This window comes from Mesorhizobium vachelliae (assembly GCF_033977325.1).
In the GTDB taxonomy this organism is placed as follows: domain Bacteria; phylum Pseudomonadota; class Alphaproteobacteria; order Rhizobiales; family Rhizobiaceae; genus Mesorhizobium; species Mesorhizobium vachelliae.
This window is the reverse complement of sequence record NZ_JAVIIR010000014.1, coordinates 60403-84531: the sequence shown is the minus strand read 5'-3', so window position 1 is coordinate 84531 and position 24129 is coordinate 60403. Positions and strand designations below refer to the sequence as shown.

Here is a 24129-nt window from a genome sequence, read left to right as displayed (position 1 = left end):
TCTCTTGTTCAGTTCTGAGATATGAGGTCTCGGTGCTGTACCCTACATTAAAATGTCCTACCGTCAAGGATTGATGTTTGAAACATCTATGTTGATGGTGCTGGCAAGTCTCACAGGCGGAGCCTGACCGTTGTCAGCCCTGGTGCCGGATGCCCGGCGCTTCCGGACGCAGATAGACGGCCAGGCAGCAGCAACAGATGGCCAGTCCGGCGATCGGATATTTCAGGGCGACGATCGCTGCGAGCCCGAACAGACAAAGCGTCGTCGCCGCGCGAAGGCGCATCGTTTTGCGCGCGCTCTGCGGAATCGTCTCCGCCGGCAGCGGCTCGATCAGCTCGCGGATGAGGAAGACATAGGTCAGGTTCACCAGGAAGAAGACGCCGGCATAGAAGGCGACGGGCTGCGGCGAGAGTTCGCTGACGGCCATCCAGGCGGTGGCCAGCGGCAGCAGGGAAACCGAGAACAGATGCGCGAAATTGTGCCACATCAGGCGGGCGGTCATTCCGGTCGCGTGGCGCAGCAGGTGATGGTGGTTCGCCCAGACGATGGCGATGAAAAGGTAGCTCACGCCATAGCTCAGCCAGGTCGGCCAGAGCCTGAGCAGCGCCGCGAAGGTCGGGATTTCCGGCGGGCGAAGCTCCAGCACCAGCACGGTGATGAGCACGGCGAACACACCGTCCGAGAACGCGTTCAGCCGTTCGAGGCCTGATGAAGGAAGCATGTGGCCGTCCTCTCGCCGGTGCCGCCAGGTCGAAGTATAACTTTGGCGGCGGCCGATGCGAACAGGCTGGACAGCACCTCAACGCGACGCTCGGTTCTATTCGAACCCGTGATCGCGTCGCGGCTCAATCGGTAAGGAGGCGGATATCCGCCTCGGCAGCGCAATAAGGAACGTGGCGGAAATCGCGGATGCGCGCGACCTCTTCGCCGCGCCAGTCGATCAGCACGAAGCCGCGCACGGCATCGTCCGCCTGCGGGTTGCGGATCAGGAGCGCCGGCTGGCCGTCGACGAAGCCGAGCGACAGCGCCCAATCGCCGAGGCGGTCGTAATTGCCGAAATAGGTCGAGGCTTCCTTCTTGCCGTTGAGGCGGGCGCGGTTGACGACGTCGACCTGGACATCCTCCGCGATCAGCATCCTGACCCCGTCGAAGTCGTGCGCGTTGAACAGGTCGACATAGCGGCGCAGCCGGCGCTCTTCCTGCGGATCGAGCTTCGGCATGGCCACTTCGCCGGTTCGGGCGGCCAGCGCCTTCAGCTCCGCCCGGCCGCGATGCAGCGCCGCCTTGGTGGCGGCCAAGGTCGCGCCCGTCACCTCGCAGGTTTCGGAAAGGCTGAGGCCGAGCACGTCGGTCAGGACCACGGCGCTGCGCTGCGCCGGCGAAAGCTGCATGAAAGCGCGCAGGCTTGCTGCCGCCGCAAGCCTCGCCTCGGCATTGGCCGAAGGATCCTCGATCGTCGTCATGTCGGCCTCGGTGACGCGGGAGCGCTCCCGCTGGCGGCGGCGCAGGTGATCCTGCGCCGCATTGTGGGCAATGCGGAACAGCCACTGCTCGGGCCGTTCGACCAGAGCGCCGCCGTCATGGGCGGCAAGCGCCTTCACCACCGCATCCTGAACGATGTCCTCGCCCTCGATCGACGAGCCGGCCATGCGGGCCGCGTAGCGATGCAGTTTCGGCCGCAGGCCGACGAGCATGGCTTCAAGTTCCGCGCGGTCGAATTTCGCTGCGCTCATCGGCCTTGTTCTCTCGATCGCCGGCTCGCGAACCATGCCGCGCCGGTCAGGCCGGCATGACCTCCCCGGCCTTCGTCAGCATACGATAATCGCCGACGATCTTCGCCGGTGACCTGGCAAGCGTCGTCGAGCGCCGGGCGGCATGATCGGCGCCGAAGGCCTTGAAGGCGTCGAGCTCGGTCAGCGCCGAGCTGTCCTTGTCGTAGCCGACGAGGTGCACGAACTCGCCATTCTCCAGCTCGAGCACCAGATAGCGCACCGACTGCGGCTGTGTTTCATCCAGCGCCTCGAACACTTTTGCCACCAGCGCCCGGTTCTCGGCGATGCTGGCGTCCTTCACCCCGTAGCGGATGAGATTGTAGGTCATGGTCGTCTCCTTCGGTTGGTATGAGGAAGACGTTTTGGATGAGCGAAAGGATTCTCGGGCAGCGAAAAAAGCGAAAACTGCTGCGTCGCGATCCTTCGCGCCCCCCTCTGTCCTGCCGGACATCTCCCCCACTTGGGGGGAGATCAGATGTCGCGTCGGCTTTCGCCAATTGCCAACGTTGCAGGAAGGTGCGAGGCGCCGGAACTGCCAATCTCCCCCCTTGTGGGGGAGATGTCCGGCAGGACAGAGGGGGGCGCTGTCCCGCCAACATCTCCGGCGACATAGATGCCGCTCAGCCGACCGCCTTCGCCGCCGCCCGTCCCGCGCTGCGACCCGAAAAAATGCAGCCGCCGAGAAAAGTGCCTTCCAGCGCGGCGTAGCCATGCACGCCGCCGCCGCCGAAGCCGGCGGCTTCGCCCACGGCGTAGAGCCCCGGCACCGCTTGGCCTTGGGCATCGAGCACGCGGCTGTCGAGGTCGGTCTGCAGGCCGCCCAGCGTCTTGCGGGTCAGGATGTTGAGGCGCACCGCGATCAGCGGGCCGTTGGCCGGATCGAGCATCTTGTGCGGCTTGGCGGTGCGGATCAGCCTGTCGCCGAGATAGGCGCGCGCGCCGCGCAGGGCCGTGATCTGCGCATCCTTGGAGAACGGATTGTCGAGCTGCCTGTCGCGGGCGCGGATCTCGCGCTCGACCTGGGCAACCTCCAGCAGCGGCTCGCCGCCGGCCAGCGCGTTCATGCGCGCCACCAGCTTCGCAAGGTCGGCTTCGACGATGAAGTCCTCGCCCTTTTCCATGAAGGCTTTCACAGGGCCGGGAATGCCCGATGTCGCGCGGCCCAGCACCTGCCGCCAGCTTTTGCCGGTGAGGTCGGGGTTCTGCTCCGAGCCCGACAGCGCGAACTCCTTCTGGATGATCTTCCTGGTCAGGATGAACCAGGAATAGTCGAAGCCGGTGCTCGTGATGTGGCTGAGCGTGCCGAGCGTATCGAAGCCCGGATAGAGCGGCACCGGCAGTCTTTTGCCGCGCGCGTCGAGCCAGAGCGAGGAGGGGCCGGGCAGGATGCGGATCGCATGCTCGGTCCAGATCGGCGCCCAGTTCTTGATGCCCTCGACATAATGCCACATGCGGTCGCGGTTGATGACCCTCCCGCCGGCCGCTTCGGTGATCGCCAGCATGCGCCCGTCGACATGGTCGGGAACGCCGGTGATCATGCGCTTCGGCGCCGCGCCAAGGCGCTGCGGCCAGTTCTGGCGCACCAGATCGTGGTTGCCGCCGATACCACCGGAAGCGACGATCACCGCCTGCGCGCTAAGCTCGAAACCGCCAGTCACGGCGCGTGAGCTCTTGCGGCCGCGCTCGACGCTGCTCGGCTCCAGCACATCGCCGCGCACACCGGTGACCGTATCGCCGGTACGGATGATCTCGTTGACCCGGTGGCGGAACCTGAACTGGACCAGCCCGCGCTTTTGCGCCTCGCGCACCCGCTGCACGAAAGGCTCCAGCACGCCGGGGCCGGTGCCCCATGTGATGTGGAAGCGCGGCACCGAATTGCCGTGCCCGATAGCATTGCCGCCGCCGCGCTCGGCCCAGCCGACGACGGGGAAGAATTTCAGGCCGCGCTCGATCAGCCAGGAGCGCTTCTCGCCGGCGGCGAAGCCGACATAGGCCTCAGCCCATTTGCGCGGCCAGAAATCCTCCGGCCTGTCGAAGGCGGCCGTGCCCATCCAGTCCTCGAACGCGAGATCATGCGAATCGCGGATGCGCATGCGCCGCTGCTCGGGCGAATCGACCAGGAACAACCCGCCGAACGACCAGAAGGCCTGGCCGCCCAGCGACTGCTCCGGCTCCTGGTCGACGATGATGACCTTCCTGCTGGCGTCAGCCACCTCGGCCGCGGCGACGAGGCCGGCCAACCCCGCGCCGACAATGATCACGTCCGCGTCAGCCATCTATTCCTCCCAGAAGTTAGCCGGCAGCTTGTTGTGAGGATTTAGACGGGTTCCCAGCCGTCCTTCTCGCCGGCGCGGAAGATGGCATCGATGACCTTCTGGTTGAGCACCGATTCCTCCAGCGTGAAGACGCGGTCCTTGCCGCCTTGGGCGGCGCGCACGAAGGCTTCGCATTCCAGCCGGTATTGCTGCGTGCCGGGGAAGCGGAACACCTGCGCCTCGGTGTGGTTCTGGTTGTGCAGCTCGATGCGGTGGTGGTCGTAGAGCCCGGCATTGAAAGGGGCGAAGACCTCGATGAAGCCCTTCTCGCCGTGGAACACCATCACCTGCCGCGCCGCCATCTGCGTCGAGAGATAGAAGGAGAGCTCGAAGTCGCCGAAATCGGCGCGGATCGAGGAATAGATGTCGGTGCCGAAGGTCTTGTCGCGCTCGATATTGGCCTGGACGCGCAGCGGCTCCTTGCCGGTCGAGAACCGCGTCGACACGGTCGGATAGACGCCGATGTCGGGCAGCGCGCCGCCGCCGAGATCGAGCTGGTTGCGCATGTTCTTGGGATCGACATTGTAATAGGAGAACGCGCCCTGCACATGGCGCAGCCGGCCGATGGCGCCGCCGGCGATGAGGTCGCGCACCTTGATCCACTGCGGATGGTAGACGACCATGAAGGCCTCGCAGACGAGCACCTTCTTCTCATCGCGCAACTTGATCAGTGGCGGGATGTCCTTGGCATCGAGCGCCAGCGGTTTTTCCACCAGCACGTGTTTTCCCGCCTCGATAGCCTTCGCCGTCCATTCGACATGCTGCGAGGTGGGCAGCGGGATATAAACGCCGTCGACCTCCTTGGAGGCGAGCAGCTCCTCATAGGAGCCGAAGGCATGGCGGGCGCCGAAACGCTCGCCCAGAGCCTTGGCCTTCGACAGGTCGCGGCTGGCGATCGCCGACAGGACGCCGTTCTCCGAATCCACGATTGCCGGCAAAAGCTGCTCGCGGCCAATCTTCGCCGTCGACAGAACACCCCATCGGAACATCACGCTTCTCCATGTCGGTTTACATCGATGGAGGTGTGCCCCAAATCGAGGGAAAAGCCAATTGCAGACGCTCCGTGCAGCTTGGCGCATGCATTGTCCATTTAGCGCTGGTCGACCCCCACTCCGTCTCGGCTTCGCCGAGCCACCTCTCCCCCGATCGACGGGCTAGAGGAAAGGTGCCAAGCTTTTTGCCGTCAACGCTCGTCAAGCAACGCTCCCTTCCTTTCCCTCCGGAGGGGGGAAAGGTGGCGCTGCGAAAGCAGCGACGGATTGGGGGAACCACGTCGCAAATCAAGCTTCGGCCTGATCAGTTGCGCCAGTCACGGAACATGAGTTCGTAGCGTAGCCCCCGCCTTCGCGGGGGCGAGGAAAGGGGCTGAGCTATCCCCTCTTGCCCGTCAGCATCATATTGAAGTCGACGACATTGGAGTAAAGCGGCGTGCCGACATCCATGCCGTAGCGCGACCTGAGCACCTTGCCGGTAACGTGGAACTTGATGGTCCCACCCTTCAACCCGTCGAGCTCGGCCGTGAATTTTTCCGAAAACGTCTTGCCGCGCGCCGTCAGCCGGCCGGTCACCAGCGCAGTCGTGTCCCCGGTGCGGGTCACGTTGGTCGAGCGAAACTGGATTTCCGGATTGTTGGCGGCGTCGAACACCGCGTCGGAGCGCAGGAATTGGTCGATGCGGCCCTGCCCGGTGCCGACACTTTCGGGATAGATGGTGAGGTCGACCTTCGAGCGGCCGACATCGCCGTTGTCGATGCGGATCGTGCCCTTGAAGCGGCCGAAGGCGCCGTCGAAGCCGCCGCCGCCGGCTTTGCCGATGGTGAAGCGGATCGAGGAGCTCGACGGGCTGATCGTGTAGCTGCCAGCGGCGTCGCTGAGCGCCACCGCGGCAACGGCAGGCACGGCAAGGCAAGCGGCAAAGGCTGCCAATCCGAGGATACGCGCGTTCATGGGTTTCTTCCTTCCGCAGATACGCTTTTTCTGCGTTCTTGCCCCACCAACGAAGGAGGGAGCGGTTCTATTCCCCGCCTGACGAAGGTGTGATCATGCGCCTGAGCACGCTGTCACGCAGCAGGAAATGATGGCGCAGCGCCGCCGCGATGTGCAGCGCCACCAGCGCGATGCCGGCATAGGCGAGATACCAATGCGCGGAAGTCCAAAAACTCTCCGCCGCGTCGGATTCGGTCAGCGGCAGATTGGGCATCACGAACAGGTCGAACGGCATGGTCGGGATCTCCAGCGTCGATACCGACACCAGCGCCCAGCCGGATAAGGGGAGCGCGATCTGGAAGGCATAGAGCGCGAAATGCGCCAGCGGCGCCGCCCTACGCTCCAATGTCCCGACTGAGGCCGGCAGCGGCGGCGCGGCATTGCCGAGCCGCCAGGCGATGCGCAGGATGATCAGCCCCAGCAGCAGGAAGCCGAAGGATTTGTGCAGCTGGATCAGCTCGAAGGACGTCCGCTGGCTTGTCGTGCGCACCATGACGACGCCGAGCACGAACTGACCGATGAAGACGATGCCGATCAGCCAGTGAAGGACGATCATCGCCCAGCCATAGCGGGTTGGGGTGTTGGTGAGGGATTGCATGAGAGGCGAACGAAGCCGGCGTCGGCTTTCTTCCTGGGCCTTACCTCTCCTTGAGGCAAGCCAATCGCATATGGTGGCGCCAGCCCCCACTCCGGCCGCTGCGCGGCCACCCATGTTCATGGGGAGAGGAACCCAAGCTTTTCAAGGCCGCTACCCTTCACGGTTGGCATTTCCTCTCCCTCCGCGAATGTTGGGGGGAGAGGTGGCTCGGCGAAGCCGAGACGGAGTGGGGGAGCGCCCTATGCGATTGCCCTGCCCTCACAGAAGGAGAGTGTAGGCTCACCCACTCACCTTGAAGAAATCCACGAACGCCCGCAACGCCGGCCGCATCTGCCGGCGGCTTGGATAATAGACGAAGAAGCCCTCGAAGGACGGGCACCAGTCCTCCAGCACGCGGACCAGCCTGCCGTCGGTGAGCGCCGCCCGCACATAGGGCTCGAAGACGAAGGCAAGCCCGGCGCCGTCGACCGCCGCCTGGGCGATCAGATGATCCTCGTCGAGGATCAGCGGCCCTTCGACCGCCATCTCGATGTCCTCGCCGCCCTTCTCGAACTCCCAGCGGTAGAGGATGCCGCTGGAGAAACGGAAGCGGATGCAGCGATGGTCCGCCAGCTCACGCGGATGGCGCGGTTTCGGCATGGTCGCGAAATAGGACGGCGCGGCGACCACGGCGCCGCGAAGATCGGGGCCGATGCGCACCGCGATCATGTCGCGCTGCAGGCTTTCGCCGAGCCTCACGCCGGCGTCGAAGCCGCCTTCGACCACGTCGGTGAAGCGGTCCTCGATGACGATCTCCAGCACGATCTCGGGATAGGCGGCGGCAAAGGCGCCGAGCCGTGGCGTCAGCGTCAGATGAGCGGCCGTGCGCGGCACGGTCAGCCGCAGGTTGCCGGCCGGTCGGTCGCGCGCCTCGACCGCTGTTTCCAGCGCCAGGTCGATCTCGGACAGCGCCGGCCGCAACCGTTCGAGCAGTTGCGCGCCCTCCTCGGTCGGCGCGACGCTGCGCGTGCTGCGCGCCAGCAGCCGCACGCCGAGCCGCGCCTCCAGGCTGGAGACAGCGTGGCTGACCGCCGACGGCGCGATGCCGAGCTCGCGCGCGGCGCCGCGGAAGCTGGCGCATTGGGCGACGGTGGCAAGCACCGCGAGCTGCGAGAGGTTGGTTCGGTTCATTGTTCTATTTTATAGAGCAAGCCGTGCAAAAGAGAACCGATTATCGAACGAGACGCAAGGCCTTACCTCCCTCGCATCGCAACAAGGAGATGCGTGATGAAAACCCGCAAGCTTGGAACTGAACTCGAAGTCTTCCCGGTCGGCCTCGGCTGCATGGGCATGAGTTTTGTCTACGGCGGCCAGCCCGAGGCGGAAGCCATCGCCACGCTGCGCCGCGCCGTCGAGATCGGCGTGACCTTCTTCGACACCGCGGAAGTCTACGGTCCGTTCGAGAACGAGATCCTGCTCGGCAAGGCGCTGAAGCCGGTGCGTGACAAGGTGACGATTGCCACCAAATTCGGCTTCAAGATTTCCGAGCACGGCTCGGGCACCGACCGCATGATCGGCCTCGACAGCCGTCCCGAGCACGCAAAGGCGGTGGCGGAAGCCTCGCTGAAGCGGCTCGATACCGACGTGATCGACCTCTATTACCAGCATCGCGTCGACCCGAACGTGCCGATCGAGGACACGGTCGGCGCCATGGCCGAGCTGGTGCGCGAGGGCAAGGTCCGCGCGCTCGGCCTGTCGGAGGTGAGCGGCGCGACACTGCGCCGGGCGCATGCCGTGCATCCGATCGCCGCCGTGCAGAGCGAATATTCGCTGTGGAGCCGCGATCCGGAGAACGAGATCTTCGCCGTCTGCCGCGAGCTCGGCATCGGCTTTGTGCCCTACAGCCCGCTCGGCCGCGGCCTGCTCACCGGCACGATTGCCAAGCCCGACGCGCTCGGCGCCGGCGACTGGCGCCTTACCTTGCCGCGCTTCCAGGCCGAAGCGATGGAGGCCAACAACGCCGTCATCGCCGTGCTCGAAAAGCTGGCGGCCGAGAAGGGCGTGACGCCGGCGCAGCTTGCGCTCGCCTGGGTGCTGCACCAGGGCGACTTCATCGTGCCGATCCCCGGTGCAAGGAAAATACGCCACCTTGAGCAGAACACGGCGGCTGCGGGGATTGAACTGAGCGCAGCCGAGGTTGCCGCAATTGGCGATGCGCTGTCGCCGGACAAGGTGGTCGGCAAGCGTTATACCGAGGAGCTGCTGGCGCTGGTGAATGGGTGAGGCATTAGGGACACTTCGGCGCCCCCTATATTGAAAGGTTGGCGCGAGGCCCCCCTCTCTGGTCTGCCGGCCATCTCCCCCTCAAGGGGGGAGATCGGATGTCGCGGTCGCTTTCGCCAATTACCGGCGTTGCAAGGGGAGTGCCGTCATCGACACTGCCAATCTCCCCCCTTGAGGGGGAGATGTCCGGCAGGACAGAGAGGGGGGCCTCGCGCCGACGTATCTTATCTCTGCACCCTACCACGGCACCACGCTAATCTCCGGCCAATACTCCTTGGCACGCGCGCCCTTCGCCTCATGCGTGCGCTGGTTGTCCATCACCCGGTTCGGCGTGATGCGGAACGAAAAAATATCGTCGAGCCCGAACGGCGCTACCACCTCCAGCGCCCCATCCGGCCTATGCCGCACCCCCACCGCATGCGTCTTCGACGCGAAATAGCTCACCGACTCGCTCGCGCTCGCATAGCGCGGGCATTCCTGCCCGAATTTTTGCGGATACCACAGATGCACCCGCGCCTGGTTGCGCACTTCGACCGGCAACGGCAGCCCCTCGAAATGCGCCGCCGCCCGGCGGATCACCGCGTCCTCGGCCTCGTAGGAGAGGTCGGCATCGTCGAAATAGAACAGGTCGACATCTTTGATGCCGTAGCCCGGCGGCTTGCCGGTCAGATGGTTCCAGACGCTGTTATACAGCGCGCCGGAAACCACCAGCCAGTCCGGCAGTGCAAGCCGGCGCACGCGCGCCAGCGTTTCATCGAGCAGCGGGTCTGCTGCGACGATGGCGAGGAAGGCCTCGCGTTGCGCCTCGAAGGAAAGACCGGAATAGCGGAGATGGTCCATCGCCCTTTGGAGGGCGATTCGCCATCACTCCGCAATGCCTTTACGCCCTCAGCACGCCGCCCGTCTGTTTGTTGACGTTCTCGACGATGCGCTTGGCCAGCGCCTCGAAATCCTCGTCGGTCAGCGTCTTTTCGACCGGCTGGATCGACACCTCGATGGCGATCGACTTCTTGGCAGCACCCAGCGATGCGCCCTCGAAGACGTCGAACACCGAAACGCCGGTGACCAGCTTCTTGTCGGCAGCTAGAGCCGCCCGCACCAGCGTGCCGGCCTCGACCGACCTGTCGACGACGAAAGCGAAGTCGCGCATCACCGCCTGGAAGGGCGAGAGCTCCAGCTTCGGCTTGGTGCGCGTCGGCTTGGCCTTCGGCTCCGGCACGGCGTCGACGAAAACCTCGAAGCCGCAGAGCGGCCCGGAGACGTCCAGCGTTTCGAGCGTCTTCGGATGGAACTCGCCGAACGTGCCGAGCACGGTCTTGGGGCCGAGCTTGATCGTGCCGGAACGGCCGGGATGATACCAGGCCGGGCCGCCGGGCTCGATCTGCAGCCGGTCGACCGGCGAGCCGCAGGCTTCGAGCGCCGCGATCGCGTCCGCTTTGGCGTCGAACACGCCGACCGGTCCGGCATTGCCGGCCCAGCTGCGCCCCAAGCCGTCGAGCTTGGCGGTGCCGCGCCTGACGCCGGCGGCCACCCGCCGCTGCTGGTCGGCCAAGTCGCCTTCATAGGTGCCGGAGACCTCGAACAGCGCCACGTCGCCGATGCCGCGGTCGGCGTTGCGCTGCGCGGCCGCGATCAGCCCTGGCAGCAGCGAGGGCCGCATGTCGGACATGTCGGCGGCGATCGGGTTGGCGAGTTTCAGCGCCGTCTGGCCGCCGCCGAACAGCTCGGCATGTTTCGCCGGGATGAACGACCAAGTGACGGCCTCCATCATGCCGCGCACGGCCAGCGCGCGCTTGGCCGCGCGGGTGCGCACCTGCAGCGTGGTCAGGATCTTGCCGTTGACCGCATCATGCGAGGTCAGCGGCTGCGGCGCGATGTTGTCGACGCCATGGATGCGCATCACTTCCTCGACCAGGTCGGCCTTGCCGTCGACATCCGGCCGCCAGGACGGCACCTTCACCTTGACGACGTCGCCGGTACCCTTCGGCTCGAAGCCGAGACGGGTCAGGATGTCGAGGGCTTCTTCCCTCGGCACCTCGATGCCGGTCAGCCGCTTCACTTCCGACAGCGGGAAGGAGACGACCTTCGGCTTATGGCCTGAATAGCCGGCAACCTCGATTTCAGAAGGCGTGCCGCCGCAGAAATCGAGCACCAGCTTGGTCGCGAGCTCCACGCCCGGCACCATGAATTCCGGATCGACGCCGCGCTCGAAGCGGTAGCGCGCATCGGTGATGATACCGAGCGCGCGGCCGGTGCGGGCCGTGGTGATCGGGTCCCAGAGCGCCGATTCGATCAGCACGTCGGTGGTGTTCTCGTCGCAGCCCGAATGCTCGCCGCCCATGATGCCGGCGATCGATTCCACGCCATTGTCGTCAGCGATCACACACATTTCCGGCGTCAGCGTGTATTCGCGCCCGTCCAGCGCCAGCACCTTTTCGCCTTCCCTGGCGCGGCGCACCACCAGGTTGCCGGCGACCTTCTTCGCGTCGAACACGTGCAGCGGCCGGCCACGGTCGAAGGTGACGTAGTTGGTGATGTCGACCAGCGCGCTGATCGGCCGAAGCCCGATGGCGAGCAGCCGCTGCTGCAACCATTTCGGCGACGGGCCGTTCTTGACGCCCTTCACCAGCGCCAGCGCGAAGCCGGGGCAGAGCTCCGGCGCCTCGATCGTGACCTTGACCGGGCAAAGGCCCTCGCCGGCATGCGGCATGATCCCGCCGCCGATGAGTCGGCCAAGTCCGCTTGCCGCGAGGTCGCGCGCAATGCCGTAGACGCTGGTCGCGTCCGGCCGGTTTGGTGTCAAATTGATCTCGATGACCGGATCGTCGAGATGCGCATAAGCCGCGAAGCTGGTGCCGACCGGCGCGTCCTCGGGCAGATCGATGATGCCGTTATGCTCGTCGGAGATTTCCAGCTCGCGCTCCGAGCACATCATGCCGTGGCTTTCGACGCCGCGGATCTTGCCGACCGAGAGTGTCACGTCGATGCCGGGAACATACGTGCCGGGCGCCGCGAAGGCGCCGATCAGGCCCGCGCGGGCGTTGGGCGCTCCACAGACGACTTGCACCGGCGGCTTGCCGTCGCCGGTGTCGACGGTTAGCACGCGCAGCCGGTCGGCGTCGGGATGCTGCACCGCCGTCAGCACCTTGGCGATGACAAAGGGTTTTAGGCCCGCCTTGTCGTCGACATGTTCGACTTCGAGGCCGATCGCGGTCAGCCGCTCGACGATCTCGGCAAGCGAGGCGTCGGTCTCTAGATGGTCCTTGAGCCAGGAGAGGGTGAATTTCATGGTTCTGTTCCGTTCGGTCCTTGCCCTTCAGGCCCTTGTTGATTGGGTCGGGGCACGCTGGTCTTCAGATGCCTGGGCAGATCGTCCGGCATGTGCAGGAAGGGCAGTTGCTCACGCACATAGGCATGCAGCGTCGGCCGGAAATAGGCCGGCATGTCCATGGCGCCGAGCATGAAATAGATCTTGTTGTCGAGCCGCTGGTCGACATAGGCGATCGGCGAGCCGCAGATGCCGCAGAATGACCGTTCCACCGGGCCGTTGCGGTAGCTTTTCAGCGACTTGCCGTTGAGCGCGACCTGGTCGGCCATGAAGCCGACAAAGGCCGACACCGGCGCGCCGCTGGCGCGCCGGCAATCGCCGCAATGGCAATAGCTGATGTGATGCGGCTCGGCCGAAGCCTCGAACCGCACAGCACCGCAGCGGCAGCCCCCGGTGTGGGGTGCGGTCATGTCGACAGCCCCCCGAACAGCGTCGGCAGGTCGAGCGGCCTGAAGCCGTAATGCGTGAGCCAGCGCACGTCGGCGTCGAAGAAGGCGCGCAGGTCCGGCATGCCGTATTTCAGCATGGCGATGCGGTCGATGCCCATGCCCCAGGCAAAGCCCTGGTATTCGTCGGGGTCGAGCCCGCCGGCGCGCAGGACGTTCGGATGCACCATGCCGCAGCCCAGGATCTCCATCCAGTCGGAGCCTTCGCCGAAGCGCACTTCGCCCGGACGCGAGCGGTCGCACTGGATGTCGACCTCGAGGCTGGGCTCGGTGAACGGGAAGAAGGACGGGCGGAAACGCATCTTGACCGACGGCACCTCGAAGAAGGCCTTGCAGAACTCCTCCAGCACCCACTTCATGTTGGCGACATTGGCTGATTTGTCGACCACCAGCCCCTCGACCTGATGGAACATCGGCGAGTGGGTGGCATCGGAATCCTGCCGGTAGGTCTTGCCGGGGATGACGATGCGGATCGGTGGCTTCTGCCGTTCCATGGTGCGGATCTGCACGGGCGAGGTGTGCGTGCGCAACAGCTTGCGCTCGCCCTTTTCGTCCGGCCGGAAGAAGAAGGTGTCGTGCATCTCGCGCGCCGGATGTCCCTCGGGGAAGTTGAGCGCGGTGAAATTGTAGTGGTCGGTCTCGATGTCCGGGCCTTCGGCGATCGAGAAACCGAGATCGCCGAAGATCGCCGCGATCTCGTCGATCACCTGGCTGATGGGATGGATGCGGCCGCGCTCGGCCGGCGACTGGCGAACGGGGAGCGTGACATCGACCTTCTCGGCCTCGAGCCGGGCGGCGATCGCCACATCCTTCAGCTCCGCCTTGCGCGCGGCGAGCGCTTCGGTGACGCGGTTCTTCAACCCGTTGATCGCCGGGCCCTTCACCTGCCGCTCCTCGGCGCTCATGGCACCCAGCGTCTTCAGCATTTCGGAGACCGAGCCCTTCTTGCCCAGCGCCGAGACGCGCACCGCCTCGATCGCCGGCTCGTCGGCCGCGGCCGCAATGTCGGCCATCAGCGAAGCTTCAAGGGTTTCAAGATTTCCAGCGGTGGCGTTCACGGCGAAACTCTCTCGATCGGGCAACCACCGCGGTTCGGTGCGTCACCATTTTGGTTACAGCGGGCATAAGAAAAACCCGCGCCAGCCGTGCCAGCGCGGGTTCCCCAAATCAGTACTAAAAATGCTTGGGAAGCGCTGGCTTAGGCGACAGCGCTCTCAAAAGCATTCGGCGTGGTGTTCTTCAGGTATTCGAGCGCGACCTTGGCCTTGGCGACAAGCGCGGCGAAAGCTTGCGGCTCGTGGATTGCCATGTCCGAAAGGACCTTGCGGTCGATCTCGATGCCGGCCTTGTTGAGGCCGTCGATGAAGCGGCCATAGGTCAGGCCATGCTCATGCACCGCCGCGTTGATGCGCTGGATCCACAGCGCGCGGAACGAGCGCTTGCGGTTCTTGCGGTCGCGGTAGGCGTACTGCAGCGACTTCTCCACCGCCTGCTTGGCGATGCGGATGGTGTTCTTGCGGCGGCCGTAGAAGCCCTTGGCGGCTTTCAGGACCTTCTTGTGCTTGGCGTGGGCGGTGACGCCTCTCTTTACGCGTGCCATGTCATGATCTCCTTAAAACGCTGTTCCGGACCGAATGCTTTAGAGGCCGTTCGGCAGAAAATTCTTGATGACCTTCTTGCCGTCCGGTTCAGCCAGAACCATCGTGCCGCGGGCATCGCGAATGAACTTGTTGGAACGCTTGATCATGCCGTGGCGCTTGCCGGCGGCAGCCGACAGCACCTTGCCGGTGGCAGTAATCTTGAACCGCTTCTTGGCGGCCGATTTGGTCTTCATCTTGGGCATTTTGCTACTCCGTATTGGTGGCGCACCATCGCGCTTCTTTTTCGCTTCGGGCCGACCAAAGCCCGAAAAGCAAATGAAACCGCCACGGCATGCCCTGCCGGGCGGTTTTTGTTTTTTGCTCTGCGTATCGTGCTTTCCGTAAATCAGAGATGATTTCCGGGCCGATACGCGGAACGGCGGTCCTATAGATCAAACGGGGCCGGTGCGCAACACCTCACCGGATGCGCCGCTCTGTCTCAGGTCAGGGCAGCCTGAACCACACCGGCAGCATCCCCGACTGCTGCAGACCGTCGATCAGTTCGAAGGCCGGCAGTGCCACCAGGAACACCAGCCCGTCGAGCAGCGTGTTCAACAAGAGGCGCGGCTTGAAGCTGCCGGTATCGCCTTCCTGGTAGATCGTCAGGTTCGGGAAGAAACGCGGCACCCTGGCGAGATAGGCCTGGTAGGGCGCGCCGAGCACTTCCTTCAGGTAGCGCTCCTCGCGCAGGATGACGATGTGGAAGGCGCCGGCGCAGAGCAGCGCGAAGAGAATGATGCCCGAAAACGAGCCGATCTGCGCGCCGACGCCGGCGGCAGCGACCGTCGAAAACAAATAGAGCGGGTTGCGGGTGATCGAGTAGGGACCGCCGGTGACCACTTCGGCCGATTTGCGCCCGCCTATATAGAGCGTCGACCACAGCCGCCCGACGATGCCGAGGAAGATCAAAAGCACGCCGAACATCTCGATCGACTCGTGCACCGGTGTGTCCGGCGGGAAGGTCGACTGTCCAAACAGAAGCGCGGCAAACAGCACCACGATCAGCACCGCCAGCACGATTCGGCGCATGTGCTGATAGCCGCCAAGACCTTCCGTTTGCCTGGCGGGCTGGGACTTCATTTCATCGGCCATGGCGAAACCCGATCATCGATTTGCTCGCGATCAAGGAACTTGATCGTCGATTTGCTCGCGATCGGGAAAAACCCGATCGTCGAGATTGCTGGCGATCGGATAGAAAACAGGCGCCCCGCCGATCGTCGGGACGCCTTGCGCCATGATTCTGGCGGGATTTAGCGCGGCGCCAGAACCATCATCATCTGGCGGCCTTCAAGCTTCGGCTCCGCCTCGACCTTGGCGATCGTCGACACTTCCTCGCGCACCTTGTTCAGAAGCTGCATGCCGAGTTCCATATGCGCCATCTCGCGGCCGCGGAAGCGCAGCGTCAGCTTGACCTTGTCGCCTTCCTCGAAGAAGCGCCGCACGGCCTTCATCTTGGTCTCGTAGTCATGGCTGTCGATGTTCGGGCGCATCTTGATCTCCTTGATCTCGATGACCTTCTGGTTCTTGCGCGCTTCGGCCGCCTTCTTCTGGTTGGCGTATTTCAGCTTGCCGAGATCGAGGATCTTGACGACAGGGGGCACCGCATTGGGCGATATCTCGACCAGATCGAGCCCGGCCTCTTCGGCCAGCAGCAATGCGTCGTTGATGGAAACATCGCCTCGGTTCTGGCCGTCGGCGTCGATAAGCTGGACCCGGGGCACCCGGATGTCTCGGTTGGAGCGCGGCCCGTCCTTGGTGGGTGCCGCTGCTTTGAAAGGTCTGCGAATGGTCGTGGTCTCCTTGGCCGTTTCGTTCAGGGTTTCTTTAGACAAGAAATAGGTGGACGCGCCTATGTGGTGAGCGCGGGGCGTGAGTCAATAGCATAGCCGCGCCGGAAAATCACCTGTCGCCTGGCAATTGTCTGCACCAAGCAAAGAAACGCCGCGAGCACTTTTCGTTGAACCCTGGCCTGTGCCAAAAGACCCGTCGAAAGGACAAGCTCATGGCTGCCAGCGCTCCGGTTTTCATCGATGTGGACGGGTCGAACATCGCCGTCAGGCAGGCCCCCGGCGCGGCGCCCGGCGTGGTCTGGCTCGGCGGCTACAAGTCCGACATGCTGGGCACGAAGGCCGAGACGCTTGCCGCCTGGGCCGCTCGCGAGGGCCGGGCCTATATGCGCCACGACTATTCCGGCCATGGCGAGTCGGGCGGCGAATTCGCCGAGGGCACGATCTCCAGATGGCTGGCCGAGAGCCTTGCCGTCTTTCGCCGGTTCAGCAAGGGCAAGCAGATCCTGGTTGGCTCCTCGATGGGGGCTTGGATCGCGCTGCGCATGGTGCAGGAGCTGCGCAAGGCGGGCGACACGAACGTTGCCGGCCTGGTGCTGCTCGCCCCGGCGCCGGACTTCACCGTGGAGCTGGTCGAACCCGTGCTGACCGATGCGCAACGGCGGGACCTCAAGGAAAAAGGCTTCTTCGCCGAGCCGTCCGACTATTCGGACGAGCCCTATATCTACACGCGCGCTCTGATCGAGGACGGCCGCGCCAACCGGGTGATGACCGGGCCGATCGACACGCATTGCCCGGTGCACATCCTGCAGGGCCTTGCCGATCCGGACGTGCCGTCCGGCCATGCGCTGAAGCTGGCCGCGATGCTGCCCGCCGACGACGTGACGCTGTCACTGATCCCGGACGGCGACCATCGCCTTTCCCGTCCCGAGGATCTCGAGATGCTCACACGGGTTGTCGGCGACATGGTCAGGCAGGCCGCCTGACCGATGCGCATCTCCATCCCGATATCCGCCTTCGTCGCGGCGATCGTCGGCTTCGGCGGCACGCTGGCTCTTGTCATTGCCGCCGCCAAGGCGGTCGGCGCCACCCAGATCGAGACCGCGAGCGGCGTGACGGCGATCTGCCTGGCCATGACGATCGAATGCCTGTGGCTGTCCTGGCGCACGAAAATGCCGGTCATCACGGCCTGGTCGACGCCCGGCCTGGCGCTGATTGGGGCTTCCAGCGGCTTCACGATGCCACAGGCCGTCGGCGCCTTCATCGTCACCGGCATCCTTCTGGTCGCTACCGGCCTGTTCAAGCCGCTGACCCGGTTGATCGCGCAGATCCCGACCTCGGTCGCCTCCGGCATGCTAGCCGGCATCCTGGTCAGCTTCGCCGTCAATGCGGTGAAGACCATTCCCGCCGATCCCTGGCTGATCCTGCCGCTGATCGCCGCCTTCTTCGTCATCCGCCTGCTCAATCCGGCTTTATCGGTGCTGGTGGTGCTGATCGGCGGTGGCCTCGCCGCTTTCCTCACCGGCCGCGTCGGCAGCCTGCCGGCGCCGGAACTGTCGACATTGACGTTCATTGCGCCGCAATTCACCGCATCGGCGATCATCGGCCTTGCCGTGCCGCTCTATCTGGTCACCATGGCGTCCCAGAACCTGTCCGGCCTCGCGGTGCTGCGCGCCGCGGGCTATCATCCGGAGCCCGGTCCGCTGATCGGCGTCACCGGTCTGTTTTCGCTGCTCTCGGCGCCGTTCGGCGCCGCGACCACCAACCTTGCGGCGATCTCGGCCGCTATCTGCACCGGCCCCGATGTCCATCCCGACCCGGCCGAGCGCTGGAAGACCGGGCCGTTCTACGCGCTTGCTTATCTCGTCTTCGCGATCTTCGGCGCCTCGCTGGTGGCGATCTTCGCCGTTCTGCCGCAAAGCCTGATCGTGCTGGTCGCGGGGCTCGCCTTGACGGCGCCTCTGGCCAACGCGCTGTCGATCGCGCTGAAGAACGAGGCTGAACGCATGCCGGCCACCGTCACCTTCGCCGTCACGGCTTCGGGGCTCACGCTTTTCGGCGTCGGCGCGGCATTTTGGGGCCTGGTTGCCGGAATGGCAGTGCTTTTCCTGGAGAAACTCAAAAAGCGATAATCATTTCAGATGCTTCGCCGGTTTTGGCCGGAACTACCTTGAATAGCCTATTTCGCCTTCCCATTTCGATTCCACGCAGCCGGTTAGGCTGTCTCCAACGGAAGGATTGGGAGAAATGAATACGACTGCATTGATCCGTCCGGCCTGGACGCCGGCCACCATCGCGCTGATGGTCATCGGCTTCATGGTGTTCTGGCCGCTCGGCTTCGCCATGCTCGCCTACATCATCTGGGGCGACCGGCTCGATGGCTTCAAGCGCGACGTCAACCGCGCCACGGACGGCATCTTCGCCGGCTGCCGCCGCGGTTCCGGGAAGGCGGCCCGCTGGGGCCACGGCTCGGCCCGCACCGGCAACGTCGCTTTCGACGACTGGCGCGAGAAGGAGCTGGAGCGCCTCGCCGAGGAACGCCGCAAGCTGGACGAGATGCTGACCGAGTTCGACGACTACGCCCGCGAACTGCGCCGCGCCAAGGACCAGGAAGAGTTCGATCGCTTCATGGCCAACCGCAACAAGTCGACCGCGCCGACCACCACCGGCTCGACCGACAAGACCGCTCCCAAGCGCGGCAAGGGCACGAACCTGCTCGACGACTAAGATCCGGCGACAGGTCTTAGACTGATAAAACGGCGTCGCGCGAGCGGCGCCGTTTCTTTTTTGTTCTCTGCGTAGCTTTCCTCCACTGGCCGTTTTTTTCGAATCGCGTATCGTCCAGCCATGACCCTCGGCTTCTTTCGCAATCTGACCAAGCCAAAGCCCACGCCTGTCGTGGAGCGAGAGCATTGCGTCGCCGGCCGCACGCTGCCGCTGAAAATCGTCGAAAGCGCCAGGGCCAGGCGGCTTACGCTGCGTATCGATTCCGGCGGCCAGGGCCTGCGCGTCACCGTGCCGCCCGGTCTGCGCCGGGGCGAGGTGGAGAAATTCCTCGACCGCCACCAGGATTGGCTGGAACAGCGCCTGGCGAAGGTGCCGACAAGGCCGCAGGTGCGCCCCGGCATCAGGATCCCGATCCGCGGCGTGCCGCACCGCATCGTGCATGAGCCTTCGAGGCGCGGCACCGTCACGGTCTCGCGCGACGAGCGCGGCCCGCTGCTTATCGTCCATGGCGAGCGCATCCACCTGCCGCGCCGTATCGCCGACTACCTCAAGCGCGAGGCGAAGAAAGAGATCGAGAAGCTGGTGGTGAAGCACACCGAGGCGATCGGCAAGCGCGCCAAGGCGATAAGGTATAAGGATACCTCCAGCCGCTGGGGGTCATGCACCTCGGAGGGCAATCTCTCCTTCTCGTGGCGCATCATGATGGCGCCGCCGGCGGTGATAAACTACCTGGTGGCGCATGAGGTGGCGCATCTCAAGGAGATGAACCACGGCCCGAAATTCTGGAAGCTGTGCGAGAAGCTTTGTCCTGACACGGATCGCTGCAAGGACTGGCTGAAGCGCAACGGCGGCGCGCTGCAGGCGATTGTTTTCGAGTAATAAAACCGCCATTGTGCGCAGAAACGCACAAAACGAAACGTCGAGTTCCTTCGCGCCCCCCTCTGTCCTGCCGGACATCTCCCCCTCTTTGGGGGGAGATTGGCAGCTTGGGCGCCTCGCTCTTCCTGCCGCGCTGGTAATTGGCGAAAGCCGGCGTGACGTCTGATCTCCCCCCAAGAGGGGGAGAGGTCTGGCAGACCAGAGGAGGGCGCTGTCCCGCAGGTGTCCGCTGGGTTCGGGACGCAACCCCTCAATCATCATTCGCCGCGTTCAATTCCTCCGGCCGCAGCCCCTCTTCCCCCTGATGCGGCCACGGCAAAAAGTTCCGGTCGAACGCATCGCTGCCGAAATAATCCAGCGCCCGGTGCGCTTCGGCGCCGTTGAAGTCGGATTTTTCCATCAGATGCGCAATCACCTCGCGCGCCTGCGCGATCTTCTGCCTGAGTTCGGCGATGGTCCGGTCGGCCATGATTATCCTGCTCCCGCCTGTGCTTCCTATATGAAGGTAGTGTTTTCCGACCGCCGGGCAACAGCATGCTTTTTCTCGACTCTTTAGCCGTTTCGTGCCAATCCCGCGCCATGACGCTCGACATCAAGATCTGCGGATTGAAGACCGACGCCGCGATGGCCGCCGCGCTTGCCGGCGGGGCCAGCCATGTCGGCTTCATTTTCTTCGCCAAGAGCCCGCGCTATGTCGAGCCCGCCGAAGCCGGACGACTGCGCGAAGCGGCGCGCGGCAAGGCCAAGGCGGTCGCCGTCGGCGTCGATGCCGATGACGCCTTCCTCGACGAGATTGTCGCCAGGATGCAGCCGGACATGCTGCAGCTGCATGGTTCGGAAACGCCCGAGCGTGTGGCGCAGCTCAAGGCCCGCTATGGCCTCCCGGTGATGAAGGCGCTGTCGGTCAGCGAGGCGGCGGATCTGGAGCGGATAAAACCCTTTGTCGGCGTCGCCGACTGTTTCCTGTTCGACGCCAAGCCGCCGAAGGGATCGCAACTGCCGGGCGGCAACGGCGTTTCCTTCGACTGGCACGTCCTTGCCGGCCTTGACGCCGGCGTCGATTACATGCTTTCCGGAGGGCTCAACGCCGCCAATATCGGCGATGCCCTGAGACAGGCAAATCCGCCCGGAATAGACGTTTCGTCCGGCGTGGAAAGCGCTCCCGGCGTCAAGGATCCGGCGTTGATCGAGCAGTTTTTCCGGGCCGTCAGGGCCGCGCGCGACAACCGCGCCGCCTGAGCACAACCAAAATCAGGAGATCGGCGATGAACAAGCCGGCAATGCCCAATTCCTTCCGCACCGGGCCCGACGAGCAGGGCATGTTCGGTATTTTCGGCGGCCGCTTCGTCGCCGAGACGCTGATGCCGCTGATCCTCGATCTGGAAGAGCAGTGGAACAAGGCCAAGAACGATCCGGAATTCAAGGCCGAGCTGCAGAACCTGTCGACCCACTACGCCGGGCGGCCGTCAAAACTCTATTTCGCCGAAGGCCTGACGAAGCATCTTCGTGAGGTTTCCTCGGCGAAGGGCCTCGGGGGCGGCGCCAAGGTCTATTTCAAGCGCGAGGACCTGAACCACACCGGCTCGCACAAGATCAACAACTGCCTCGGCCAGATCCTGCTTGCCAAGCGCATGGGCAAGAAGCGCATCATCGCCGAGACAGGCGCGGGCCAGCACGGCGTCGCCTCGGCAACCGTCGCCGCGCGCTTCGGCTACCCTTGCGTCGTCTACATGGGCGCCACCGACGTCGCCCGCCAGAGCCCCAACGTATTCCGCATGAAGCTGCTCGGCGCCGAGGTGCGGCCGGTCACCGCCGGCCACGGCACGCTGAAGGATGCCATGAACGAGGCCCTGCGCGACTGGGTCACCAATGTCGAGGACACCTATTACCTGATCGGCACCGCCGCCGGCCCGCATCCCTATCCGGAGCTGGTGCGCGACTTCCAGTCGGTGATCGGCTCGGAAGCCCGCGCCCAGATTCAGGAGCAGGAGGGCCGCCTGCCGGATGTCATCATCGCCGCCGTCGGCGGCGGCTCCAACGCCATCGGCTTGTTCCATCCCTTCCTCGACGACAAGGATGTGCGCATCATCGGCATCGAAGCCGGCGGCCGCGGCCTAGACGGGGTCGAGCACTGCGCCTCGATGAATGCCGGCAAGCCCGGCGTGCTGCACGGCAACCGCACCTATCTGCTGCAGAACGCCGACGGCCAGATCCTCGACGGCCATTCGATCTCGGCCGGCCTCGATTATCCGGGCGTCGGCCCAGAGCATTCCTGGCTGCGCGATTCCGGCCGCGTCCAGTACGAGCCGATCCTCGACGACGAGGCGCTTGAGGCCTTCCAGCTGACCACCCGTGTCGAAGGCATCATCCCGGCGCTGGAATCGGCGCACGCCATCGCGCATGCGATGAAGATCGTGCCGAAGATGGATAAGGACCAGATCGTCATCGTCAACCTGTCCGGCCGCGGCGACAAGGACGTGCACACAGTGGCCAACATGCTGGGCATGGAGATCTGACAATGACCACCCGCATCGACCGCCGCATGGCCAAGCTCAAAGCCGAAGGCCGCCCGGCTCTCGTCACCTATTTCATGGGCGGCGACCCGGACTACGACACCGCCTTGGCCATCATGAAGGCGCTGCCGGGCGCCGGCTCCGATATCATCGAGCTCGGCATGCCCTTCTCCGACCCGATGGCCGACGGCCCGGCCATCCAGGCTGCGGGGCTTCGGGCGCTGAAGGGCGGCCAGACGCTGGCCAAGACGCTGAAGATGGCGTCCGAATTCCGCGCCGGCGACGACGAGACGCCGATAGTGCTGATGGGCTACTACAATCCGATCTACATCTACGGCGTCGACCGCTTCCTCGCCGACGCCAAGGCCAGCGGCATCGACGGTCTGATCGTCGTCGACCTGCCGCCGGAAATGGATGAGGAGCTCTGCATTCCGGCGCTGAAGGCCGGCGTCAATTTCATCCGCCTGGCGACGCCGACCACCGACGACAAGCGCCTGCCCAAGGTTTTGGAAAACACCTCCGGCTTCGTCTATTACGTCTCGATGACCGGCATCACCGGCTCGGCGCTCGCCGACACCGCCAAGGTCGCAGCGGCGGTCACGCGCATCAAAGGCCACACGGCGCTGCCGGTCTGCGTCGGCTTCGGCGTCAAGACCGCCGAGCAGGCGCGGGTCATCGGCGCCTCGGCCGACGGCGTCGTCGTCGGCACGGCGATCGTCAACGCGATCGCCAATGTGCTGGGACCGAGGGGCGAGAAAACGGCCGATCCGGCGGAGGCCGTCGCCACTCTGGTCAGCGGTCTTGCCCAGGGCGTCCGCTCGGCCCGGCTTGCTGCCGCCGAATAGGCTGACTATTTGTTCCCTCAGCAATTCGGGCCGGAAATCCGCCACAGATTTTTCCTGAATTGCTCGAAGTCTCTTCCAGGACAGGAGCCGAAGCCGTGAACTGGATCACCAATTACGTCCGCCCGAAGATCAATTCGATGCTCGGCCGGCGCACCGACATGCCGGAAAATCTCTGGATCAAGGATCCCGAGACCGGCGAGATGATCTTCCACAAGGATCTCGAATCCAACCAGTTCGTCATCCCGGCCTCCGGCCACCACATGAAGATCTCGGCCAAGGAGCGGCTGAAATACTTCTTCGACGACGGCAAATACGAGGTGCTGGACAATCCCAAGGTCGTCCAGGACCCGCTGAAGTTCCGCGACGAGAAGCGCTACACCGACCGCCTCAAGGAGGCCAAGGCCAAGACCAGCCTCGAGGATGCGATCCTCAACGGCGCCGGCACCATCGACGGGCTGCCGGTCATCGTCACCGTGCAGGACTTCGCCTTCATGGGCGGCTCGCTCGGCATGGCCGCCGGCGAGGCCATCGTGCACGCTTTCGAGGTGGCGCTGCAGCGCAAGCGGCCACTGATCCTGTTCGCCGCCTCCGGCGGCGCCCGCATGCAGGAAGGCATCCTGTCGCTGATGCAATTGCCGCGCACCACGGTCGGCGTCGACCGGCTGAAGGAAGCCGGCCTGCCCTATATCGTCGTGCTGACCAACCCGACCACCGGCGGCGTCACCGCCTCCTACGCCATGCTGGGCGACGTCCACATCGCCGAGCCCGGCGCGCTGATCGGCTTTGCCGGCCCGCGCGTCATCGAGCAGACCATCCGCGAGAAGCTGCCCGACGGTTTCCAGCGCGCCGAATATCTGATGGAGCACGGCATGGTCGACATGGTGGTCTCGCGCCTCGATATGCGCCAGACCATCTCCCGGCTGCTGAAGATGCTGCTCAAGATGCCGCCGGCCGACAAGCCGGTCGAGCCGGAGATCCTGCCGCCGGCGGTGGTCAACGCCGAGGCGCGGCCGCAAGCCTGACACGATATCG

The 24129-nt window shown here is 64.7% G+C and carries 26 protein-coding genes; 9 read left to right on the top strand and 17 right to left on the bottom strand.

Annotated features, from left to right (window positions below; genetic code table 11):
- Positions 1-133: 133 nt before the first annotated feature.
- The 8 genes from RFM41_RS25810 to RFM41_RS25775 form a co-directional block, all read right to left on the bottom strand.
- Complete coding sequence (locus tag RFM41_RS25810) at positions 134-721, bottom strand: TMEM175 family protein (protein WP_320252174.1); 588 nt, start codon at positions 719-721, stop codon at positions 134-136.
- Between the two features lie 124 nt (positions 722-845).
- Positions 846-1733 (bottom strand): RNA polymerase sigma factor, encoded by an 888-nt coding sequence (locus RFM41_RS25805; RefSeq protein WP_320252176.1) that lies wholly within the window; start codon positions 1731-1733, stop codon positions 846-848.
- A gap of 46 nt (positions 1734-1779) precedes the next feature.
- A complete protein-coding gene (locus RFM41_RS25800; protein ID WP_320252178.1) occupies positions 1780-2100 on the bottom strand; it encodes a hypothetical protein in 321 nt (106 codons plus the stop codon).
- Between the two features lie 292 nt (positions 2101-2392).
- Complete coding sequence (locus RFM41_RS25795; RefSeq protein WP_320252180.1) at positions 2393-4048, bottom strand: FAD-binding dehydrogenase; 1656 nt, start codon at positions 4046-4048, stop codon at positions 2393-2395.
- 41 nt (positions 4049-4089) lie between these two features.
- Positions 4090-5076, bottom strand: a complete 987-nt coding sequence (locus RFM41_RS25790) for a Gfo/Idh/MocA family protein (RefSeq protein ID WP_320252182.1) — start codon at positions 5074-5076, stop codon at positions 4090-4092.
- A 381-nt stretch (positions 5077-5457) separates the two neighbouring features.
- Positions 5458-6033, bottom strand: coding sequence for a YceI family protein (locus RFM41_RS25785; RefSeq protein WP_320252184.1), 576 nt, complete (start codon positions 6031-6033; stop codon positions 5458-5460).
- Between the two features lie 67 nt (positions 6034-6100).
- Entirely contained in the window at positions 6101-6670 is a 570-nt protein-coding gene (locus RFM41_RS25780) for a cytochrome b (RefSeq protein WP_320252185.1), read from the bottom strand.
- 279 nt (positions 6671-6949) lie between these two features.
- Positions 6950-7840, bottom strand: a complete 891-nt coding sequence (locus tag RFM41_RS25775; RefSeq protein ID WP_320252186.1) for a LysR family transcriptional regulator — start codon at positions 7838-7840, stop codon at positions 6950-6952.
- A gap of 96 nt (positions 7841-7936) precedes the next feature.
- Between RFM41_RS25775 and RFM41_RS25770 the strand changes: the two genes are divergently transcribed.
- Positions 7937-8932: an aldo/keto reductase gene (locus tag RFM41_RS25770; protein ID WP_320252188.1), complete on the top strand. Its 996-nt coding sequence runs from the start codon at positions 7937-7939 to the stop codon at positions 8930-8932.
- 237 nt (positions 8933-9169) lie between these two features.
- Here the strand turns inward: RFM41_RS25770 and RFM41_RS25765 are convergent, their stop codons facing one another.
- From RFM41_RS25765 to infC, 8 genes are all read right to left on the bottom strand, one after another.
- Entirely contained in the window at positions 9170-9772 is a 603-nt protein-coding gene (locus tag RFM41_RS25765) for a nucleotidyltransferase family protein (protein ID WP_320252190.1), read from the bottom strand.
- A gap of 40 nt (positions 9773-9812) precedes the next feature.
- Positions 9813-12221, bottom strand: coding sequence for a phenylalanine--tRNA ligase subunit beta (gene pheT, locus RFM41_RS25760; RefSeq protein WP_320252191.1), 2409 nt, complete (start codon positions 12219-12221; stop codon positions 9813-9815).
- On the bottom strand, positions 12218-12670 hold the full coding sequence (locus RFM41_RS25755) for a GFA family protein (RefSeq protein ID WP_320252192.1): 453 nt from the start codon (positions 12668-12670) through the stop codon (positions 12218-12220). Before RFM41_RS25755 ends, pheT begins: the two co-directional genes overlap by 4 nt.
- Positions 12667-13719, bottom strand: coding sequence for a phenylalanine--tRNA ligase subunit alpha (gene pheS, locus RFM41_RS25750; protein ID WP_320252194.1), 1053 nt, complete (start codon positions 13717-13719; stop codon positions 12667-12669). The genes RFM41_RS25755 and pheS overlap by 4 nt, the downstream gene beginning before the upstream one ends.
- Positions 13720-13904: 185 nt before the next feature.
- Positions 13905-14306 (bottom strand): 50S ribosomal protein L20, encoded by a 402-nt coding sequence (gene rplT, locus RFM41_RS25745; protein ID WP_040968947.1) that lies wholly within the window; start codon positions 14304-14306, stop codon positions 13905-13907.
- A gap of 39 nt (positions 14307-14345) precedes the next feature.
- Complete coding sequence (rpmI, locus tag RFM41_RS25740) at positions 14346-14549, bottom strand: 50S ribosomal protein L35 (protein ID WP_027166935.1); 204 nt, start codon at positions 14547-14549, stop codon at positions 14346-14348.
- A gap of 241 nt (positions 14550-14790) precedes the next feature.
- Positions 14791-15438, bottom strand: a complete 648-nt coding sequence (locus tag RFM41_RS25735; RefSeq protein ID WP_320319306.1) for a methyltransferase family protein — start codon at positions 15436-15438, stop codon at positions 14791-14793.
- Between the two features lie 158 nt (positions 15439-15596).
- Positions 15597-16133, bottom strand: coding sequence for a translation initiation factor IF-3 (infC, locus tag RFM41_RS25730; RefSeq protein ID WP_112128992.1), 537 nt, complete (start codon positions 16131-16133; stop codon positions 15597-15599).
- Between the two features lie 215 nt (positions 16134-16348).
- Between infC and RFM41_RS25725 the strand changes: the two genes are divergently transcribed.
- The 4 genes from RFM41_RS25725 (at position 16349) to RFM41_RS25710 (ending at position 19739) form a co-directional block, all read left to right on the top strand.
- Positions 16349-17119, top strand: coding sequence for an alpha/beta hydrolase (locus RFM41_RS25725; RefSeq protein ID WP_320252197.1), 771 nt, complete (start codon positions 16349-16351; stop codon positions 17117-17119).
- A 3-nt stretch (positions 17120-17122) separates the two neighbouring features.
- On the top strand, positions 17123-18265 hold the full coding sequence (locus RFM41_RS25720; protein WP_320252199.1) for a benzoate/H(+) symporter BenE family transporter: 1143 nt from the start codon (positions 17123-17125) through the stop codon (positions 18263-18265).
- A 115-nt stretch (positions 18266-18380) separates the two neighbouring features.
- Positions 18381-18860: a DUF2852 domain-containing protein gene (locus RFM41_RS25715; RefSeq protein ID WP_320252201.1), complete on the top strand. Its 480-nt coding sequence runs from the start codon at positions 18381-18383 to the stop codon at positions 18858-18860.
- A gap of 120 nt (positions 18861-18980) precedes the next feature.
- Entirely contained in the window at positions 18981-19739 is a 759-nt protein-coding gene (locus RFM41_RS25710) for a M48 family metallopeptidase (RefSeq protein ID WP_320252203.1), read from the top strand.
- A gap of 250 nt (positions 19740-19989) precedes the next feature.
- Here RFM41_RS25710 and RFM41_RS25705 read toward each other — a convergent pair whose 3' ends face one another.
- Complete coding sequence (locus RFM41_RS25705; protein WP_320252205.1) at positions 19990-20208, bottom strand: hypothetical protein; 219 nt, start codon at positions 20206-20208, stop codon at positions 19990-19992.
- A gap of 110 nt (positions 20209-20318) precedes the next feature.
- On the opposite strand from RFM41_RS25705, the gene RFM41_RS25700 reads away from it, so the two are divergent.
- The 4 genes from RFM41_RS25700 to accD all read left to right on the top strand — a co-directional run bounded on the left by RFM41_RS25700 (position 20319) and on the right by accD (position 24119).
- Positions 20319-20978 carry a phosphoribosylanthranilate isomerase gene (locus tag RFM41_RS25700; RefSeq protein WP_320252304.1) on the top strand — a complete coding sequence of 220 codons (660 nt, stop codon included), beginning with the start codon at positions 20319-20321 and terminating at the stop codon, positions 20976-20978.
- 26 nt (positions 20979-21004) lie between these two features.
- Entirely contained in the window at positions 21005-22255 is a 1251-nt protein-coding gene (gene trpB, locus RFM41_RS25695) for a tryptophan synthase subunit beta (protein ID WP_320252206.1), read from the top strand.
- Positions 22256-22257: 2 nt separating this feature from the next.
- Positions 22258-23097 carry a tryptophan synthase subunit alpha gene (gene trpA, locus RFM41_RS25690; RefSeq protein ID WP_320252208.1) on the top strand — a complete coding sequence of 280 codons (840 nt, stop codon included), beginning with the start codon at positions 22258-22260 and terminating at the stop codon, positions 23095-23097.
- Positions 23098-23192: 95 nt separating this feature from the next.
- Positions 23193-24119, top strand: coding sequence for an acetyl-CoA carboxylase, carboxyltransferase subunit beta (accD, locus tag RFM41_RS25685; protein WP_320252211.1), 927 nt, complete (start codon positions 23193-23195; stop codon positions 24117-24119).
- Positions 24120-24129 lie beyond the last annotated feature (10 nt).

Coding starts and splice junctions, on each gene's coding strand:
- pheT (WP_320252191.1), bottom strand. CDS start 12,221: ATGAAATTCACCCTCTCCTGGCTCAAGGACCATCTAGAGACCGACGCC.
- rpmI (WP_027166935.1), bottom strand. CDS start 14,549: ATGCCCAAGATGAAGACCAAATCGGCCGCCAAGAAGCGGTTCAAGATT.
- RFM41_RS25790 (WP_320252182.1), bottom strand. CDS start 5,076: ATGTTCCGATGGGGTGTTCTGTCGACGGCGAAGATTGGCCGCGAGCAG.
- trpA (WP_320252208.1), top strand. CDS start 22,258: ATGACCACCCGCATCGACCGCCGCATGGCCAAGCTCAAAGCCGAAGGC.
- RFM41_RS25800 (WP_320252178.1), bottom strand. CDS start 2,100: ATGACCTACAATCTCATCCGCTACGGGGTGAAGGACGCCAGCATCGCC.
- RFM41_RS25795 (WP_320252180.1), bottom strand. CDS start 4,048: ATGGCTGACGCGGACGTGATCATTGTCGGCGCGGGGTTGGCCGGCCTC.
- RFM41_RS25770 (WP_320252188.1), top strand. CDS start 7,937: ATGAAAACCCGCAAGCTTGGAACTGAACTCGAAGTCTTCCCGGTCGGC.
- RFM41_RS25755 (WP_320252192.1), bottom strand. CDS start 12,670: ATGACCGCACCCCACACCGGGGGCTGCCGCTGCGGTGCTGTGCGGTTC.
- RFM41_RS25715 (WP_320252201.1), top strand. CDS start 18,381: ATGAATACGACTGCATTGATCCGTCCGGCCTGGACGCCGGCCACCATC.
- RFM41_RS25775 (WP_320252186.1), bottom strand. CDS start 7,840: ATGAACCGAACCAACCTCTCGCAGCTCGCGGTGCTTGCCACCGTCGCC.
- RFM41_RS25700 (WP_320252304.1), top strand. CDS start 20,319: ATGACGCTCGACATCAAGATCTGCGGATTGAAGACCGACGCCGCGATG.
- trpB (WP_320252206.1), top strand. CDS start 21,005: ATGAACAAGCCGGCAATGCCCAATTCCTTCCGCACCGGGCCCGACGAG.
- RFM41_RS25735 (WP_320319306.1), bottom strand. CDS start 15,438: ATGGCCGATGAAATGAAGTCCCAGCCCGCCAGGCAAACGGAAGGTCTT.
- RFM41_RS25785 (WP_320252184.1), bottom strand. CDS start 6,033: ATGAACGCGCGTATCCTCGGATTGGCAGCCTTTGCCGCTTGCCTTGCC.
- RFM41_RS25710 (WP_320252203.1), top strand. CDS start 18,981: ATGACCCTCGGCTTCTTTCGCAATCTGACCAAGCCAAAGCCCACGCCT.
- RFM41_RS25780 (WP_320252185.1), bottom strand. CDS start 6,670: ATGCAATCCCTCACCAACACCCCAACCCGCTATGGCTGGGCGATGATC.
- RFM41_RS25705 (WP_320252205.1), bottom strand. CDS start 20,208: ATGGCCGACCGGACCATCGCCGAACTCAGGCAGAAGATCGCGCAGGCG.
- RFM41_RS25725 (WP_320252197.1), top strand. CDS start 16,349: ATGGCTGCCAGCGCTCCGGTTTTCATCGATGTGGACGGGTCGAACATC.
- RFM41_RS25805 (WP_320252176.1), bottom strand. CDS start 1,733: ATGAGCGCAGCGAAATTCGACCGCGCGGAACTTGAAGCCATGCTCGTC.
- rplT (WP_040968947.1), bottom strand. CDS start 14,306: ATGGCACGCGTAAAGAGAGGCGTCACCGCCCACGCCAAGCACAAGAAG.
- RFM41_RS25720 (WP_320252199.1), top strand. CDS start 17,123: ATGCGCATCTCCATCCCGATATCCGCCTTCGTCGCGGCGATCGTCGGC.
- RFM41_RS25765 (WP_320252190.1), bottom strand. CDS start 9,772: ATGGACCATCTCCGCTATTCCGGTCTTTCCTTCGAGGCGCAACGCGAG.
- pheS (WP_320252194.1), bottom strand. CDS start 13,719: ATGGCCGACATTGCGGCCGCGGCCGACGAGCCGGCGATCGAGGCGGTG.
- RFM41_RS25810 (WP_320252174.1), bottom strand. CDS start 721: ATGCTTCCTTCATCAGGCCTCGAACGGCTGAACGCGTTCTCGGACGGT.